Below are 15586 nucleotides of genomic sequence, written 5' to 3'. Positions count from 1 at the left end.
TCGGTACTCTTCGCGTCCCGCGCGGATTCTCGTCTGTGTTCCAACTGAGAAGAGGCTGGAAGTCACAATCCTTCACCCGGGGGATTCCGACGGTATAGAGGCTGGTTGTAAACTAAAATGCGGAAACTCTTTTAACTGTTAAGACAATATAGTTTACAAGGATGCTTACGAAGGCCGGGCTCGCTATTCTAGACGTGCTGAGTTCCGGGGCGGACGCAACCGCACAAGAGCTGGCCGCAGAAACCGGGTATAGTCGCAAGCAGGTCTACCGCGTCGTTGACGACTTACTCGACAAAGGGGTACTGGACGAGTCCCGAGCGCAGCACAACCAGCGTGTCCTGCGCGCCTCTGACGACCCGATTGTCGAAGCGTACCGGGACCTAACATCGAACCTCGGGCACGTGGACTGGGCGGACCTCCTCTCACCGGCCACGATACAGGTCTGCTGGTACCTTGATGAACCACGCCGCATCACCACGATCGCTGACCGATTAGGAATTACGCGACAGGCTGTCCACAAGGCGTTATCCCCGTTGAAGAACCGAGCGATGCTCGCTCCCGCCGGCCCAGAGTACGCACTCGCCGACGACCTTCACCCCTTACTCGAATTCGCCAACACCGTCGTCAGGCATGGCCACCGCAACCGTGTTCGGCGACTCGCGCCCAGTGCCACAATTGCGTGGTGTGACCCGAAACGCGCGCTCGTCCAAGTACAAACCTCCGAAGACGCGGAGAAACTCCAGAACGCCGACGACTGGGACGTGACTGGATTAGCGGAATTCCAGGCGTACGGCCTGCAGTTCTTCCTTGCAGGAGAACCCGCCTTCTGGTACGCGCCAGACGACGATCTCACCCTTGCAGACATCGTTTGCCATACGCTCGTCCTCAACACTGACTCCCGACGCGTGAGCTACGCGATGCTGCTCATCGAACAGGAACGAATCGAACAGGAAACACTCACCGAGACTGCGACTTGGTACGGTCTGGACTCAATGATACCCCGGATGTATCGTCTTATAGACGAAGGCACTGACGCCGCCGATGAGATGGAGGCGGGAAGTCCCTTGCCGAGTGCTCAAGAATACGCGGCGCTGAAAGATCAGTATGGAGTCGTATAAATGACCGTCTTTAGTGGCGAGGAGGCCATCAAGACGTTTCTTGCCGAGTTTGACGAGTGGCTCTCAGAATCGGTGGACGTGTACCTCCTTGGCGGGTCTGCAATGACAGTTCGCGGGCTGAAAGACCAAACCGAAGATATCGACTTGGCTCTCGGCGTGCCAACCGAATTCGAACACGTCTATCACGCCCTTCGAGAACAAGGGTTTCAGGTGACGGGTGAGCCGACCGCGTCATTCGAAGGGGTTGGAAAAACGGTTGAGCTCTACCATCCTGGCCGCGGGTTTCGGGTTGACTTGTTCGAGCAACAGGTTGTCGGGAAAGTCTGGATCACAGAGAGCATGCACGACCGGGCGGACGAGTTCTGGACAGGGGAGTATGCAACGGCGTACGTGCTCGCTGATGAGGATTTGTTCTTGTTGAAGGCAGTGTCCGGTGGCGACTTAGGGGCTGGCAGACGACGCGACATTGAGGATATGCGGACGTACGCGCAGCGTGGACTCGCCTACGAGGAGATCCTCAACGAGATTGAGGAACAGCGCCCGTTCAATACGGGGTCAATTGAAGCGACGCATATCCGTAATCAATCTCACCCGTTATTTACTATCGAGGTGGCTGTACAGTCGCTTTCCGGGCTGCCATCCTCGTTTACGGATCGCGTGTCGGAGTTCGCAACCGAATTCGAAGTTGAGTACGGTATCTTGGAAGCGGTCGATGAGGGTCTTCGGAGTCCACGCGCGATCAGCGAACGTGTTCTTTCGAACATCCGAGAGCTCTCCGTTGGCGACGAGGAGGCGGTGTCTGCTGGGATCGATCGTCTCGTCGAAAAGGAAATTCTTGGCCGAGAAGGGGATACTGTTCACCCCTCGTCCAACTAACTCGGTGCTTTCGAATCTCTCAGTGACGGCACTGGGATGAGGATGGCAAGCGTTCGGCAGTACGTCTCTGGGTACGTACTTGTGTACATCCATGTGTACGTCCACAAGTACGTGTGTACGTACATTCTGCCGAACGTTAGTACTCCCAGCGGAGATCCGATATCGAGGTACTGATAGCGATCATGGACGGAACGCGACCAGAACCAACCTACGTATTAACAATCCAATCCAGCGGTGTAGTGCCGTGGGATTTCCTCGTCTCCGGGCGGGGGAATATGTCCGTCTCGTTCATCGCTGTCGAAGTGTCACCAAGTGTCGGCTACGTATATTCTACTACCGCCCTGCGGCACGGTTTTATTCGTTTCAGACTGCTGCCGTGTGTATGGACGAACTGACAGCGAATATCTCGTTCGACCGATTCGCAGATATGCCGGAATTCTACGGCTCCGGTGCTGCAGAATACCGTCTGGCGATGGTGAAAGAGCGCGCTGACTTTCTTGATCTGTTCGCAGGCGCTCGTCACGTGGATGCCGTGACGTACGCGGAAACGCCCGATCTGATGGTGAAGATGCTGACCGAGTACGACATTGGTTCACTGGACGTACTCATCGGGAACGCCGAAGACTACGCTGACCAGGTGAGCGAAGTATCGACAGCGAGGTCGCTCGTGCGACTGCGACAGGACGACCGACTCACGATTCGATTGAAGAACCGGAAGACAGTCCACTCGAAGATTTACCGAATCGTGATGCCGGACGACACGGTGAAGCTCGTCCAAGGGTCAGCGAACCTCTCACGGAACTCTTGGGAGTACCACACGAACCAGATCTCCGTCATTACGACCGATGTCGGGACCGAACTGGACGAGGAGTTCGAGCGGTTCATCGACGAGTACCGTGACGGGTACAGCGACCAGACACTCCTCGAAGGGCTTGTCGAAGCACTGGAGGAGGCCGATTCAGCGGAAGAGCGGGAGAACCGTATCGAGTACTGGGTTGGTGCGGGTGACCTTGACGTGAGCGACACTGCTGCCCTGAATCAGGACGCCGTCGAGGACCTGAAAGACGTCGCTGATCAGGTTACCGCCGTCGTTGACGACCCTGAGGAGGCCGAGGAGACAGTCGCGTTTGTCGAAGACCCCGAGAACGCCGACCGCAACGTCATCGAACCAGAGGACTCCTCGGACGAGGACGACTCACCCAATGCTCCGGACGAGGACGAGTCTCCGGATGTCGGACTCGTTGAGTCAGATCACGAGACGGGGTTGACGGATGGACTCGACCGGCCGCGGGTTCGTGCGCCCGACGAGAAGATACGGATGGGAACCAGCAAGGTGGACAAAGACACTGCAGACGAGTTCGGGGCCGGGCTCCGCGACCGTGGCGCGACCGTTGAGGACCACAGCATCACCGCGCCGCTGAGCGCGTACAACAACCAGGTCAAGGAATCGACGTCCATCCCGACGATGTCCGTCCTCCCAGAGTCAGAGCAAGTCGTGATCGGTGAGGACGATGAGATGATTCTCGTCGCCACCGACGAGCCGACCCCCGAAGTCTTGGATCATTGCCTCAAAACCATCGAAGACTACATCGAGACCGTCCAGAACCACGGTCACACGCAATCCGAGACCGCAGTGATGGCGCAGATGTACGAGGCGTTCCTCTACGGGTTCTGGGCCCCGTTCGCCAACCAGTACGCCGAGGCACTGTCGTCACCGTCACGGACGCTGGACAACGTCCTGCAGCACCTCTACATCGAAGGGAAGAGCGACGCGGGGAAGGACAAACTCACCGAGTACATCCTGCGACTCGTCTCCGACAACACGGTCATCTCCGGGGTAGACGCAGACGACGTCGGCGTCAAGGAAGTCCGCGGCGTCCGCGAGTGGGACACGTGCTTCCCGTACGCCATCATCGACGCGGAGAAAGAGAAGATCCAGCGGTGGAGCCCGATCCGAAACTACTGGGGGGACTGGACGCCCACCAGCGTCGATCAGCCGTGCCTTATCTTCACGACCAACGACGCGCTCCCGAAATCCGAGTTCCGGAACCGGATGAAAATCCTGAGCATGGACGTCTCCTTCCCCTCCAACCCGGAGGACCCAGGCTTCCGCGAAGCGCAACAAGACCTGTCAAGCGTACTGGAACGGCAGAACCCGATCTTCAGTTACGTGGCTCGCCGAATGCTTACCGAACAACCGTGGACCGACGGGAACGGCACTATCGAAGACGTCCGCCGTATTGTCCGCGAATTCTACGACGAAGCCGGTCGAGAGCAACCCGAGTACTTCCCCGCTGACGAGCCGGCCGAGAAGACGTACGACACGGGGCGGTTGAAGTGGCAGCGGGACATCCAAGGCGGCCGTGTCACGTTCGAACCAGAACCGAACGCCATCACGGCCGACTTCGACCGCGAAGAATACGAGGTGTACGACTACGAGAAGCGTCTCCCCAAGCGGTTCATGTCCGAGAAGTCTTCTACTAGTGTCTACATCGGCGCGCCAGAGGAATTCGCTGAGTGGATCGGGTACTCGGTTGATGAGCTACTGAATGGTGCTGCTGAAACAGGATCTGAGATTTCTCAGCAGAATAGAGGTCCAGAAGACAACGGGAACGATAGTGAATCAACTGGCTTCATCGCGCGATTGCTTGGTAGGTAACTGACCTCTCAGTTAGCGACATCACAGAGATTGTTACTCGAAAGTACCAGCCCTGTTCTTGGTCAAGTCAGAGTTCTTGCTGAAGAACTACATTGATACGATCCAGTACTGGGTTGCAGTCGTCGTTCTTTCGTGTTGTCTGCCGCAGTTCGTCGAACAGGCCAGCCAGCGTATTCACCGTTTCACCGCTCATCTTCGGTGGATCAATCGCCGGAACCTGTTCCAATTGATCCGGCTCGATTTTGTCGAACCCCCCATCCCGCGTTTGCTTGTACTCACGAACAACCTCTTCGAAGACGTGGCTATTGAGGTACGCCAGTAACGCTTTCAGTTCGGTCTCAGAAAGCGTGATGTCGTAGAAGCCGTAGCAAGCGCTCGTGTGTCGAATATCTGTTTCGTTCAGGATGAACTTGAACTGATCCCGGCTCGCATTTTGAACAAGGACGCGAGTTGGGTCTTTTCGTCGAGGTCGGTACCAGTACGGACGGTTCGAGAACGTGCTCGTGTCACTAAGCCCGTACTCAATTACACCCTCTCGAAGATACTCTCGCACTTCCGAGTACCCATCCCTAATGACGGATCCCTCACGCGCTTCCCTTCTTGCCGCTTTCGAGACCTCCTGTTTGAACTCCGCAATCGTATTCGGCACTTCGGGTATCCGGTCTGGGTCTAGGAGCCAGACTTCTTCTCCCTTCTCGCGTGCTTCCTTCCAGTCGGCTTCCTGATAGTCGTATCCATCTATCTGACTCGGCTTACGGACGATCCGCGACAGGTGGCGTTCGTCGAGATTGTTCTCATCGACTTCCTGCTGTGACAAGCAGAAGAGATTGACTTCGCCTGTTGTTGGCCCGCGGTGGATGGTGAGGAGTGTCCCAAGAGTCGGGAGGTGACTCGTATCGATCTCGACAGGGTCGAACAGGGCCTGCCAGTTCTTCTCAGGGCAAAGTTCGGATTGTGGGACACGGTTGATGATTCCCCACTCAGTTTCCCCCGGTTCGCCGTTCTCGACTGCGTCACGGATCGTCTTCGACTCGATCTTCTCGTCAACACGAATGAAGCGGGTCTCGCCACCTGTCTCACTATCCGGCTTCGCTTCTAAGAACGTGAGCAGAGCGGTCGTGTCGGCGTTATCGAAGACACAGTAGCTCTCCGGGTTGAATTGTACGAAGGCTTTGATTGCGTAGTTGTCGAGGAGGAACTGTTTGAGTGACTCTCCGTATCGGTTGCTGAGGAAGCTTTGCGGGGTGATGAAGGCCGCACGATCGCTCGGCGACAGGAAAGCGCGTGAGTGGTATATAAAGTAGGCATAGAGCGGTGACCGAGCACTGATTTCGAGTCCTGTGGTCTTCTCCAGTTGCGTGTTAATCCGTTCTTTGTACCAATCCGGGAGTGAATCTCCCTTCGTGTACGGTGGGTTACAGACGATCCCATCCAGATCTTGCTGCAGATCCGAAGGTGGGATATTGAGGAAATCTGTTTCAAGCAGTTCGTGTGGTTGCCCGTACAAGGTCAGCGCAGTGCTTCCCATAAGGAGGGCGAGCTGGCTCTGATCAATCCCGATTACGCGTGCTGAATCGGTACTCAATCGCCAGTCCGGATGAAACGGGCTCGATAGGACGCCAGCGCCCATCCCAGGATCGACGACGGTGTTGTCGCTTTCCCCTGCCCATAACCGCATCAACTGACCGATGTCAGGTGGTGTCCTGAACTGACTGAGCGATTGTCGGTATTTTTTCGGAATTACTGCCTCGTAGAGGCGACCGATGTCTTCCGCGGGTTGCGTGGACGCAAGCAACCGATCTCGATTCTCGTCGATGACCTCCATCTCCGATTCATCGACATGGAGAAGAAAGTAATCCAACACGCACTCTCCGAAACCTGGATTCGCCCCAACCTCTGCAACACTTTGTGTTATCTCCCACGTATCGGCAGGGAACTCCGGCAACTCACCACGTCGATGATGCCACTCATACACGGTGGCCTTTAGCAACCGGTTGAGGACGGCCTGGCGGGCGACGAGGCGTCTCCTGGTACTGGTAGTCGCATCATTGTATCCGTGAGACAGACACCACGTATCGACTCGTTCGTGGAGTGAGTCTGGGATCTCAGCGAGAGCTGGTGCGAGTCGATCAGCTACCGTTGTGATGATCTCGGCGAGGTGGTCGGTGTCAACTGACCGGCTGAACTCGGGTATCCTGTGATCCTTGTTTATCCACAGGGGATCTGGCGCAGTCGGAGTTATCGGCGATACATTTGCTATGTCCGGCTCAGTCACGGCTAATTCCGGATCTACCGAGGTTTCAGTCCGGCAGCGTCGAAGGTTCGTTTCATTCAACATCGGGGTAGCCTGCCATCATGAACCACCCCTATATAAAGCCTCGTCCGCTGAGTCCGAGGTTTCAACGCTATAGGCCGTTAGAAGCCAAATTCGCATTCACAGCGTAGACATCCTACTGACAGCACGACTATACCGCCGATAATAACAATTGCATGATCAGAACGCCGAGAGTCAGTGGCAAAATAGAGCCCAGACTACCGCGCGCGCGAACCGATCTGCGAGGATCTGTCGACGAAATTTTTGTAATCCCAGCACCGCGCGAGGACCTTCCGTCGACAAGACAGAAACAATCCGAAAGTCACTCTCAGATTGATCACCCGACGACCAACGGGATTTTTAGAGTTTTCGTCGAACTCCGAACCTCGTCAGCAGAGTGCCACACGAATACGTACGACCGACGACGCTGAATCGCTGAACAAAGAAATGGCAAACAGCTCTCGACCCGCACTTTCGAAAACAGTCGTGAACAGCGAACTACGTCGTGTCCCATCGAGGTCCATCAACGACTTCGTCCATGAGGATGTCGCGTCCTTCGTCAGCGGTTCGTTCTGCTTGTTTGACGTTCTCTAGGGTTGGTGTCAGAGTGCTCAAGACGGTGTGAGTAGGTCATCGATGTCCGATACGGTGAACAAGGACCACGAGTTATCGAGTTGTGCTTCGAGGCCGTCGACGAATCCGTTTTTCGAGAACAGGGCGAATTGCTCGTCTCGATCCGGCGGTCCCCATCGGACGTGCTCCGCCTTCGCTCGCAGGCTCTCGACGAGGCTTTCCCCAACTGGCTCAGTCGTCCACTTACATTCGGCAAGGAGGACTCGGTCGTCGTTCGGTGCCAGCCCGACGATATCGATCTCTTCCTCGGCGTACCACCAGCGACCGACTTCCGAGTACGGGTCGAATGTCCCGCGTCGAATCCCTTCCCAGACGGTTTCTTGACACACGTCCTCGAACGTGGTTGCGACGTGCGTTGGGAGGTCCGGCTCAATCGTCCCGTCGTACACGATCTCTGGTGCTTCCTCGATACTGGATCGATTCGGCTCGACGTACCGAAACCAGAACCGAAGGAACTCATCGGCAACCTGGTACCGCGACCGCTTGGATTTCTTCCCCGAGGCCGTGACTGGAACATTTCGTTCGATGAGCCGTAGTCGGCGAAGTGTCTGGAGATACTTCGAGAGCGGTCCCGAATCGATCCCTGTTGCGCCGGAGATTTCGTTCGGCGTCGTATGGCCCAGTGCGACTGCTTCGAGGATGCTCATGTACCGAGCTGGGTTTCGAAGTTCAGTTCGCAGGAGGAACTCGGGTTCGTTATACAGCACCGCAGACGGTGACAGTACGTGCGACTGAATATTCGCCGCGAGCGACTGCGAGTAGTCGAACAGTGTGAGATACATCGGGGTACCACCCGTGACGGCATACGACCGAATCGTATCCTGGATGTCGTACGAGATGACTTCTCGGGCCTGGTGAAACGAAAACGGCGTCACGTCAAGTTGCGCCGTTCGTCGCCCGTAGAGTGGGCTCTCGTGTCCCAGGATCTCTGACTCCATCGTACTCACGCTCGACCCACAGAGTACGAGCATCGAATCCGTCCCATCGAGTTCCTGGTCGACGAACCCTTGCACGTACGATGGGAGCGAGTCGTTCTCTTCGACGAGATACGGGAACTCGTCAATGACGACGATAAGATCCTCACGCTGGAGTTGCTCCCCGAGGTACTCGAACGCCTCGTCCCACCCGTCGATTCTCGGGACGCGCTCGTCGAAGTGGTCTGCGATTTGGTCGAGGAACTTCTCTCGCTGTCGATGTTCGGCCTCCTGCGCAGCGAGGAAATAAATGTGGGGACGATTGGCGCAGAACTCTTTGAGGAGTTCCGTCTTCCCAACTCGACGTCGCCCGTAAACAACGATGAAGTCCGCACCTGGGGACTCCACCGCGTCGGTGAGGGTATCGAGTTCCGCCTCCCGGTCGTAGAAGGTCATACTCTGGGTAATGATTACTACGATAATGACTTAAACATTCGGTCAACCGGGCCCAACCGAGAGTTGCTCGGACTGCGAACAAAGTACCGAACCAAGCCTGGTGAAAGATCCAAGCGAAACAGGGCTGAAGAGACGGGAATACCGGCCGTCAGTTCAATCGCGCGGTTCCGACTGGTCACTCCTCAAATCCTGGACCGACAGTGAACGAATCTGGCGCGCAGGCTAGTTGGTTGTGTTGACACCACTGACAGTGCTCACCAGCAGTGTACCGACCGAACGAGAACTCAGCAATGCGGTTCATCGACGCCGTCACGTCGTCCCTGACCGCCGCCAGGTCACCGTCGCTGAACGCTCGGGATTCGACTTTTGGACCGATGTCTCCGACATAGGCGTATCCCGCACGTGCGACAGGCTCATCGTACAGGTCACGGCACGCTAACAGGTAGATTGGGAGTTGTTTGTCGTCCTGTAGGTCGCGGTGGCGTTCGGTTGCCTTGTAGTCGATGACGACCAGTTCGTCGTCAGGCGTCCGGTAGACGGCGTCAATATAGCCGACGAGTTCGTGCCCATCGATATTGAGTTCGAACTCTCGCTCCGCGTCAATGACCTCGTAGCTGGGAAGATCTAACTCGAAATACCGGTCGATGCACTGTTTTGCCGCCGGGAGCGCGTCCTCAGCGCGGCGCTGACTGGCAAGTCGTCCGCAAATCTCGTACCATTCCTCACGGCGTTCCACGTCTTGATTCGCAGCTTGCTCAGCGGTGTCGTGGAACAACAACCCGATTGTACGTTGCGACACGCCACCCCCGGCGTCACTTGTGGTTTCCTGGTAATCGGGAAATGCGTTGACTACGTAGTCCAAGTAGTGACTTCGCGGGCATTCCTCGTAGGCCGCCAGTGACGTGTAGCTGTGGGAAAGCGACGGCGACGGTGTCGACGGGCCAGTCAGCGACGTAACCCGGAGTATCTCCCGCTCGGCTCTCGGTGAGAGATTCCCGTCGAGGGTGGCCGTTGCCAGGTTTAGCACGCGATCGCGCGCAATCTTAACCGCTAGCTCTTCCCCATCGTGCCTGACGGTACCGCCGATATTTCCGACAGTCTCGCTGGCCAGCGTGTTCGTCCAGTCTACTGCGTCGTCCGGGAGACACTCTTGGACATCGGTCCAGAGCGGGAGATGTCCTCGCTCTGGCTGCCAAGTGATTCGAGATGGGAGAATCTCGCCGACCACTTCCGAAACCGAATCCTCGTCCGCAGCATCGTCTCCTTCCTCGCTGCCACCCTGCAGGACAAGGATGTCCTCGGCACGCGTGATCCCGACGTGGAACACGCGACGGGTCTCACGAGCATCCCGCTCGACGAAGTCCTGCGCGAACGCTGCTTCCGCACCATCCGAGAGGCTGGTTTCGAGCGCGTCGTACGTACGTGAGCTCGGGGCCCATTCATCAGCCGTGATTTGCGGGATGAGGACAACCGGGAAGTCCAGGCCCTTGCTTTTGTGGATGGTCATCACGTTGACCGCGTCGTCAGCGACGTCCGGCTGACTCGTGGGTGTGGTGCCACTCTCGTCGAACAGGGAGTCGTAGTGTTCCAGCGAGTCGATGAACTCCGGGGTGAGCGGTGGTTGGACAGCACTGTCCCCGTACTGTTCGATGACGTCCTCCAGCTGGGCAAGATCCCGGCGCTCCTGTTCGCTGAGGTACCACTCGATGTTCGTGATGTCCATGAGTTCGCGGTACAGGTGACTGAGCGACGCCGAATCACGGATGGCGAGGAGCTCTGTGACGTGTTCGCGGGCTTCTGCGACGCGGTCGGGTTCCGCGAACTCGTTGAGCGGAGTCTCGCGGAGCGTGTCCACGAGCGGGTCGTCGCCCACGTTGAGCGTACGGAGATCCGCATCGCAGAGCCGGTACCGCATCAGGAGGACGCGATTCCAACTCACCTCGTCTTCCGGTCGGGCCAGCGCCTTCAGGTAGGCAGTGACGGTTCCGACGCCGACTGATTCCGTGGCCAGATCGCCAGCAACCTGGTACGGGATGCCAGCATCTTCGAATTCCTCGATGACAGGTGTCGCGTGGGCGTGCTTCCGAACGAGTAACGCGATGTCGCCTGGATCGTACGTCTCATCGAGGTTGTCTGCTACACCGGTCAGTAAATTCTGTACGACAGTACGAAGTTGGGCTGCACCGTCCGAGTCGTCGTCTTCGTCCGGTAGTTCGACGGTAACGACGGTATCTCCGTCGTATGCGGGTTCATCGACGCGAGTGAGCGTCTTGTGCTGTTCACGGTGGTCGAGTTTCTGAATCGCCTCGTTCGCTAGGTTGAGAATCGGCTGACGGGAACGGAAGTTCTCCTCCAGCGGTTCGTCCGTGAGCGCCGCAAACGCTTGGTCCAGTTCGTCGGTGATATTAGCGACGTTCGCGCCGCGCCATTCGTAGATCGCCTGATCGTCGTCCCCGACGACGAACAGATTATCGTCGGTGACGAGTGACGTGACGAGGTCGAACTGAAGGCGATCCGTGTCTTGGAACTCGTCGCAGAATACGTAGTCCCAGCGCTCGGCGATTTCCTCACCAACCGGCGAGTCCATCAGCGCAGCCGTCTCGACCACCAGGCCGTCGAAGTCAATGAGATTGCGCTCGTCCAGTTCTCGCTCGTACGCAGCGTACCCGGCAGTGAGATCTCGGGCAGCAAGACAGTCGGAAACGAACGAGTCGAGGTGGTCCGTGAGTTCAAGATCCAAATCGTCCGGGATCCCTTTCGGAGCACCGCTTGCGTACCCTCCAAACAGGTACTTCGGGAGTTTATACGCGTTGTCTGGCAGATCACGCTCGCCATTCTGGTGGGCCTCGAACGCGGTTTCAAGCGCATCACACAAATCGACGAGCCGGTCGAGGAAATCCCGAGCACTGGCTTCGATCCCGTCCGTACCCAATGCATCGCGTTCCGCGGCGAGCTCATCGCGCACATCGGGGAGTGAATCCAGCACGCTCGACACGGACCGGCCGCCGAGATGATCGCTGGCAATCGTTTCGATGCGTTCCGGCAGGTCGGCGAGATCGTAGACGCGGTCGGCGGGCCCGAGGAACGCGTCGATGTCGTCTGGCGAGATGCCGCTGCGCTTCATCGACCCGATAAAGCTGAGCAGCTTCGACGCAGCTCCGGACGCGTACCCGTCGCTGCCGTACACGTTGGGTTTGACCGACCGGTACTCGATGTCGTCCAGAACATCCAGCACAATAGCGTACTTCTCGGCGTCCGTGGCGACCTCGAAGTCCGGGTCGATCCCGGCTTCGTAGGCGTAGTCAGTGAGAATCTCGTTACAGATCGAGTGGTACGTGTACGCGTCGATGTCGTACCCCGCTGTCCCGAGTTTCGCGTTAAGCTTCTCCCGCATCGAGTCCGCCGCGTTGTTCGTGAACGTCAACGCGAGAATCCGGTCTGGCGAAACGTCTTCCTCGTCGATGAGGTGCTCGATCTTCCGCACCATCGTGAACGTCTTGCCCGTTCCTGCTCCTGCGAGCACACGCATCGGGTACGCATCGGAGTTGATGATTGTCCGCTGTTGCGGCTCTGGGGACACGTCTTCTTCCGGCACCGGGAACCAAGACGGGTACTCGGACTCGTCGCTCATCGTTGCACCTCCGTGGACAGTCGGTCAGCACACATCTCTCGATAGTCGCAGTCCGGGCACGCCTCCTCAGTAATAAGGTCGAGCGGTTCCGGCTCGTACGTCTCACCCGTGATGCCATCGTGGGCATCCCGGATGAGCGCCCAGATCGTGTCGTAGTGGTTCTCGTAGATTTCCGTGGTTTCCCGAGGCCAGCCACGCGCGGACACGTCGTATCCGTTCGGGGTGCTCTCGAACGACGTGCTGTTGAGGATCCCGTAGAAACTGAATCGAACCTCCATCCCGTCCTCGTAGAACGGTTCGTTCTTCACGCCTTCGACGTATGTCGCCGTTTGGAACGCGTTCCGGACTCGCTTCGGTTCGTGGGCTTCTCCGTCGAAATGGTCGCCAAGGTACTCGGCCGTCCCCGACGAAAGAACCCCGTCCGTGTTCCGCTTGTAGTCGAAAATGTGCAGCCCGTCATCAGTCCGGACGACGTTGTCAGCTTTCCCGTGGAGTTCTCGACCATCCACTTCGCACTCCACCCAACATTCCGTGGCGACCGAGTAGCGAGCGTGCTCGATCCCGTCACCGCCGTCCGGATCGAAGAATGACGCGATGGCAGCGCGGTTCTCAGCTCGCTGGTATTCCTGATGCGCAGCGGATTCGTAGTCGTCCGGGGTACTGTGTTCGTCCCATTTTGCATCGAAGACCTGCATCGCCCGGTTGTGTATCGTCTCCGGGTCGTCATCGCGGTCAGTCGCATCACACACGTCCTCGATAGTCTCGTGGTAGATCGTTCCTTGGTTGAGATACAGTTCTGTACGGTCCGGCGCGTTCACGTCTTGCGCGTAGCGGTAGTCGTACAGCCGCGGACACGTCGCGTAGTTCGCTAACCGCGACGGGGAGAGCGACGAACTCATCGCCGCACCTCCCCGTTAGCGAATTCGACACGTGCACGCAACGCTTCTCGGAGCTCGTCTCCTCGGGAGCCGCTTTGTTCGAGCAGGTCCTGAATCTCACCGAGTTCCGCTTCGACCTCGTCAAGCGACACCGCCACGTCCTGACTGTTCGCGCGGCGCACCTCCGCGAGCGCGTCGTCGACCCGCGACAGCAGGTACTGCTCCGCCGCTTTCTCACTCGTAATGTGTGGCTCATCGGCCTCGGTCACCCACGGAAGATCAGCATACGCTGCTGTGAGGAACCGCGATGCCTGCGTACGCTCTTCGAGCGCCGTGTCTTCGTACTCGTAGAGACAACAGTAGAGCCGCTCTGTCGCCGCGCCAGCACCGACAGCCAGCCGTCGCCGCGCGTGCTCCGTGTGGTACTGCGCGAACGGTCGTCCTGACGCTGTCGACGTCGTCGGGAACGTCGCATCCACGTCCGCTCCATCCAGTTCCGTTACGCCAGGGTAGTCTGGCATCGACGCGACTCGCTCGCTCGGGAACAACCGTGTTAGGAACGGGTCGCCGGGGTACTCGCTGTCGACGAGATTCACGAGGAACACCGCGCGGAACGACTCGTTCTTGATCGCTTGCAAGTGATCGACGCGGACGCCGCCGTTGAGATCCGTCGCACTCGTCTGATTCTGCTGCGGTGCGTACTCGTGAGCGCGTTCCAGCATCTCCTTGAACGACTCCCACGTCGCATCCACGAACTCGGTCTCTTCGAGGAACTCGGCCATGCGGAACGCCCGCCGGACGTTCCCGAACTGCGCCCGTGCATCCAACGGGGCCGCCCGCTCCGCGATCCGCTCTTTTAACCCGGAGTCCGTTGCCCACCAGCGAATCGCGTCTTCGAGGCTCTCCGTCTCGCTGACACGGTCTAAGCGGTCCGTGTCGAGCTCTGGACCGTGCTCGGGAACATCATCTTCCTCGTCAGCGAGATGCCGAACGGCCGCCAGGAGTTCCCGAATCGCGGGGTCGTCACCGAACCCCGTGACAGTTGTCGATTCCGTCGGAATCCCGGTGCCTTCGAACGCTTCGATAATGTCCGTCACAGCACTACCACTTTGCTTCGTGGCGACAGCGATGTCGTCGTACCCCCAGTCCGGCTGCACGACGAGCTCTTCAATCTCGTTCGCAATCTCAGCGAGTTGTTCGTCGCTGGAGTCTGTAGCGAGGACGGACACCGACCCGTTTTCCGGATCTTCCGGGACCGTTTCGTCGGCGAAATAAGCTGCCGTCGCAGCTGGTCGCGTCGACGGCGTCCCCGATGCCCCGAGTCGGGACTCGCTGAACGAGACGTAGTCCGTGACTGGCCCTGTCTCGACCCACGTCCGGCGCACACTCGCGTTCTCTTCGGCGACACAGACAAGCTCGCAGTCTCCCGCGAGCGCGTCGAGATACGCGCGATCAAGCGGGAAGAACTCTTCAAACTCGACCGCGAGCACCGCGTCGAAATCAACGACCTCGTCGCGGGCATCCCCGGTGAGGACATCGAGCGCTTCCGAGATGAGTTGCCCGCGTTCCATGTGCCCGTGATCGGCGAGCCACTCGTGGAACGCGTCGAGCGCAGCCGTGATGTCACGGAGTTCTGGAGTATCGTCAGGCGTGACCGTCTGCCAGGAGATCGTGCCCATCACGGCATCCACGTCCTCTATGAACGACGGTTGCGCAGACGCCCGTTGGAGGTACTCCGTTTCCCACTCGTAGTCTGCGAGGAACCGGTACAGGAGTTCCCGCCGTAGGGCGTCGGAGAGAATGACGCGGTCATCGGTCTGGTTGAGGACATCGGTCGCGTGCACCACCGACGACGTCACGTACGGCGTCGCCGCGCCCGGCAGTTCCTCACCTAACGCTTCACGGAACGTGTCTGCGCTCGTCGGCGCACCGGTGATGACGAGCACATCCTCAGAATCGTGCTCGTTGAGAAGCATCCGGTATTCGTTTCGCGCTGTCCGTTCGACGTTTTCGCCCCCGAACGGTACTGTAACTAACGTTCCGGTGAACTGCTGGTAAACAGATGATAGTGACACGGAATCGAACCTCGGATAATTAGAAACGTTGG

At 58.2% G+C, this 15586-nt stretch carries 8 protein-coding genes; 3 read left to right on the top strand and 5 right to left on the bottom strand.

What is annotated here, in order from left to right; translation table 11 throughout:
- The first annotated feature begins 161 nt into the window (after positions 1–161).
- From ACOZ32_RS05640 to ACOZ32_RS05630, 3 genes are all read left to right on the top strand, one after another.
- Positions 162–1118 (top strand): winged helix-turn-helix transcriptional regulator, encoded by a 957-nt coding sequence (locus ACOZ32_RS05640; RefSeq protein ID WP_135829603.1) that lies wholly within the window; start codon positions 162–164, stop codon positions 1116–1118.
- Entirely contained in the window at positions 1119–1994 is an 876-nt protein-coding gene (locus ACOZ32_RS05635; RefSeq protein ID WP_424335071.1) for a hypothetical protein, read from the top strand.
- Between the two features lie 382 nt (positions 1995–2376).
- Entirely contained in the window at positions 2377–4653 is a 2277-nt protein-coding gene (locus ACOZ32_RS05630; RefSeq protein WP_424335070.1) for a hypothetical protein, read from the top strand.
- A gap of 67 nt (positions 4654–4720) precedes the next feature.
- Here ACOZ32_RS05630 and ACOZ32_RS05625 read toward each other — a convergent pair whose 3' ends face one another.
- From ACOZ32_RS05625 to ACOZ32_RS05605, 5 genes are all read right to left on the bottom strand, one after another.
- On the bottom strand, positions 4721–6928 hold the full coding sequence (locus ACOZ32_RS05625; protein ID WP_424335069.1) for an Eco57I restriction-modification methylase domain-containing protein: 2208 nt from the start codon (positions 6926–6928) through the stop codon (positions 4721–4723).
- A gap of 650 nt (positions 6929–7578) precedes the next feature.
- Positions 7579–8970: an ATP-binding protein gene (locus tag ACOZ32_RS05620; RefSeq protein WP_135829600.1), complete on the bottom strand. Its 1392-nt coding sequence runs from the start codon at positions 8968–8970 to the stop codon at positions 7579–7581.
- 175 nt (positions 8971–9145) lie between these two features.
- Positions 9146–12601: an ATP-dependent helicase gene (locus ACOZ32_RS05615; RefSeq protein WP_135829599.1), complete on the bottom strand. Its 3456-nt coding sequence runs from the start codon at positions 12599–12601 to the stop codon at positions 9146–9148.
- Positions 12598–13500, bottom strand: coding sequence for a RecB family exonuclease (locus ACOZ32_RS05610; protein WP_135829598.1), 903 nt, complete (start codon positions 13498–13500; stop codon positions 12598–12600). Before ACOZ32_RS05610 ends, ACOZ32_RS05615 begins: the two co-directional genes overlap by 4 nt.
- A complete protein-coding gene (locus ACOZ32_RS05605) occupies positions 13497–15455 on the bottom strand; it encodes a DNA helicase UvrD (protein ID WP_135829597.1) in 1959 nt (652 codons plus the stop codon). Before ACOZ32_RS05605 ends, ACOZ32_RS05610 begins: the two co-directional genes overlap by 4 nt.
- Between the last annotated feature and the right edge of the window lie 131 nt (positions 15456–15586).

The organism is Halobacterium sp. MBLA0001 (assembly GCF_049705385.1).
Classification (GTDB): domain Archaea; phylum Halobacteriota; class Halobacteria; order Halobacteriales; family Halobacteriaceae; genus Halobacterium; species Halobacterium salinarum.
Note: the sequence above shows the minus strand (reverse complement) of the source record. Positions and strands in the feature narration are given on the sequence as shown.

Coding starts and splice junctions, on each gene's coding strand:
- ACOZ32_RS05635 (WP_424335071.1), top strand. CDS start 1,119: ATGACCGTCTTTAGTGGCGAGGAGGCCATCAAGACGTTTCTTGCCGAG.
- ACOZ32_RS05630 (WP_424335070.1), top strand. CDS start 2,377: ATGGACGAACTGACAGCGAATATCTCGTTCGACCGATTCGCAGATATG.
- ACOZ32_RS05610 (WP_135829598.1), bottom strand. CDS start 13,500: ATGAGTTCGTCGCTCTCCCCGTCGCGGTTAGCGAACTACGCGACGTGT.
- ACOZ32_RS05620 (WP_135829600.1), bottom strand. CDS start 8,970: ATGACCTTCTACGACCGGGAGGCGGAACTCGATACCCTCACCGACGCG.
- ACOZ32_RS05605 (WP_135829597.1), bottom strand. CDS start 15,455: ATGCTTCTCAACGAGCACGATTCTGAGGATGTGCTCGTCATCACCGGT.
- ACOZ32_RS05615 (WP_135829599.1), bottom strand. CDS start 12,601: ATGAGCGACGAGTCCGAGTACCCGTCTTGGTTCCCGGTGCCGGAAGAA.
- ACOZ32_RS05640 (WP_135829603.1), top strand. CDS start 162: ATGCTTACGAAGGCCGGGCTCGCTATTCTAGACGTGCTGAGTTCCGGG.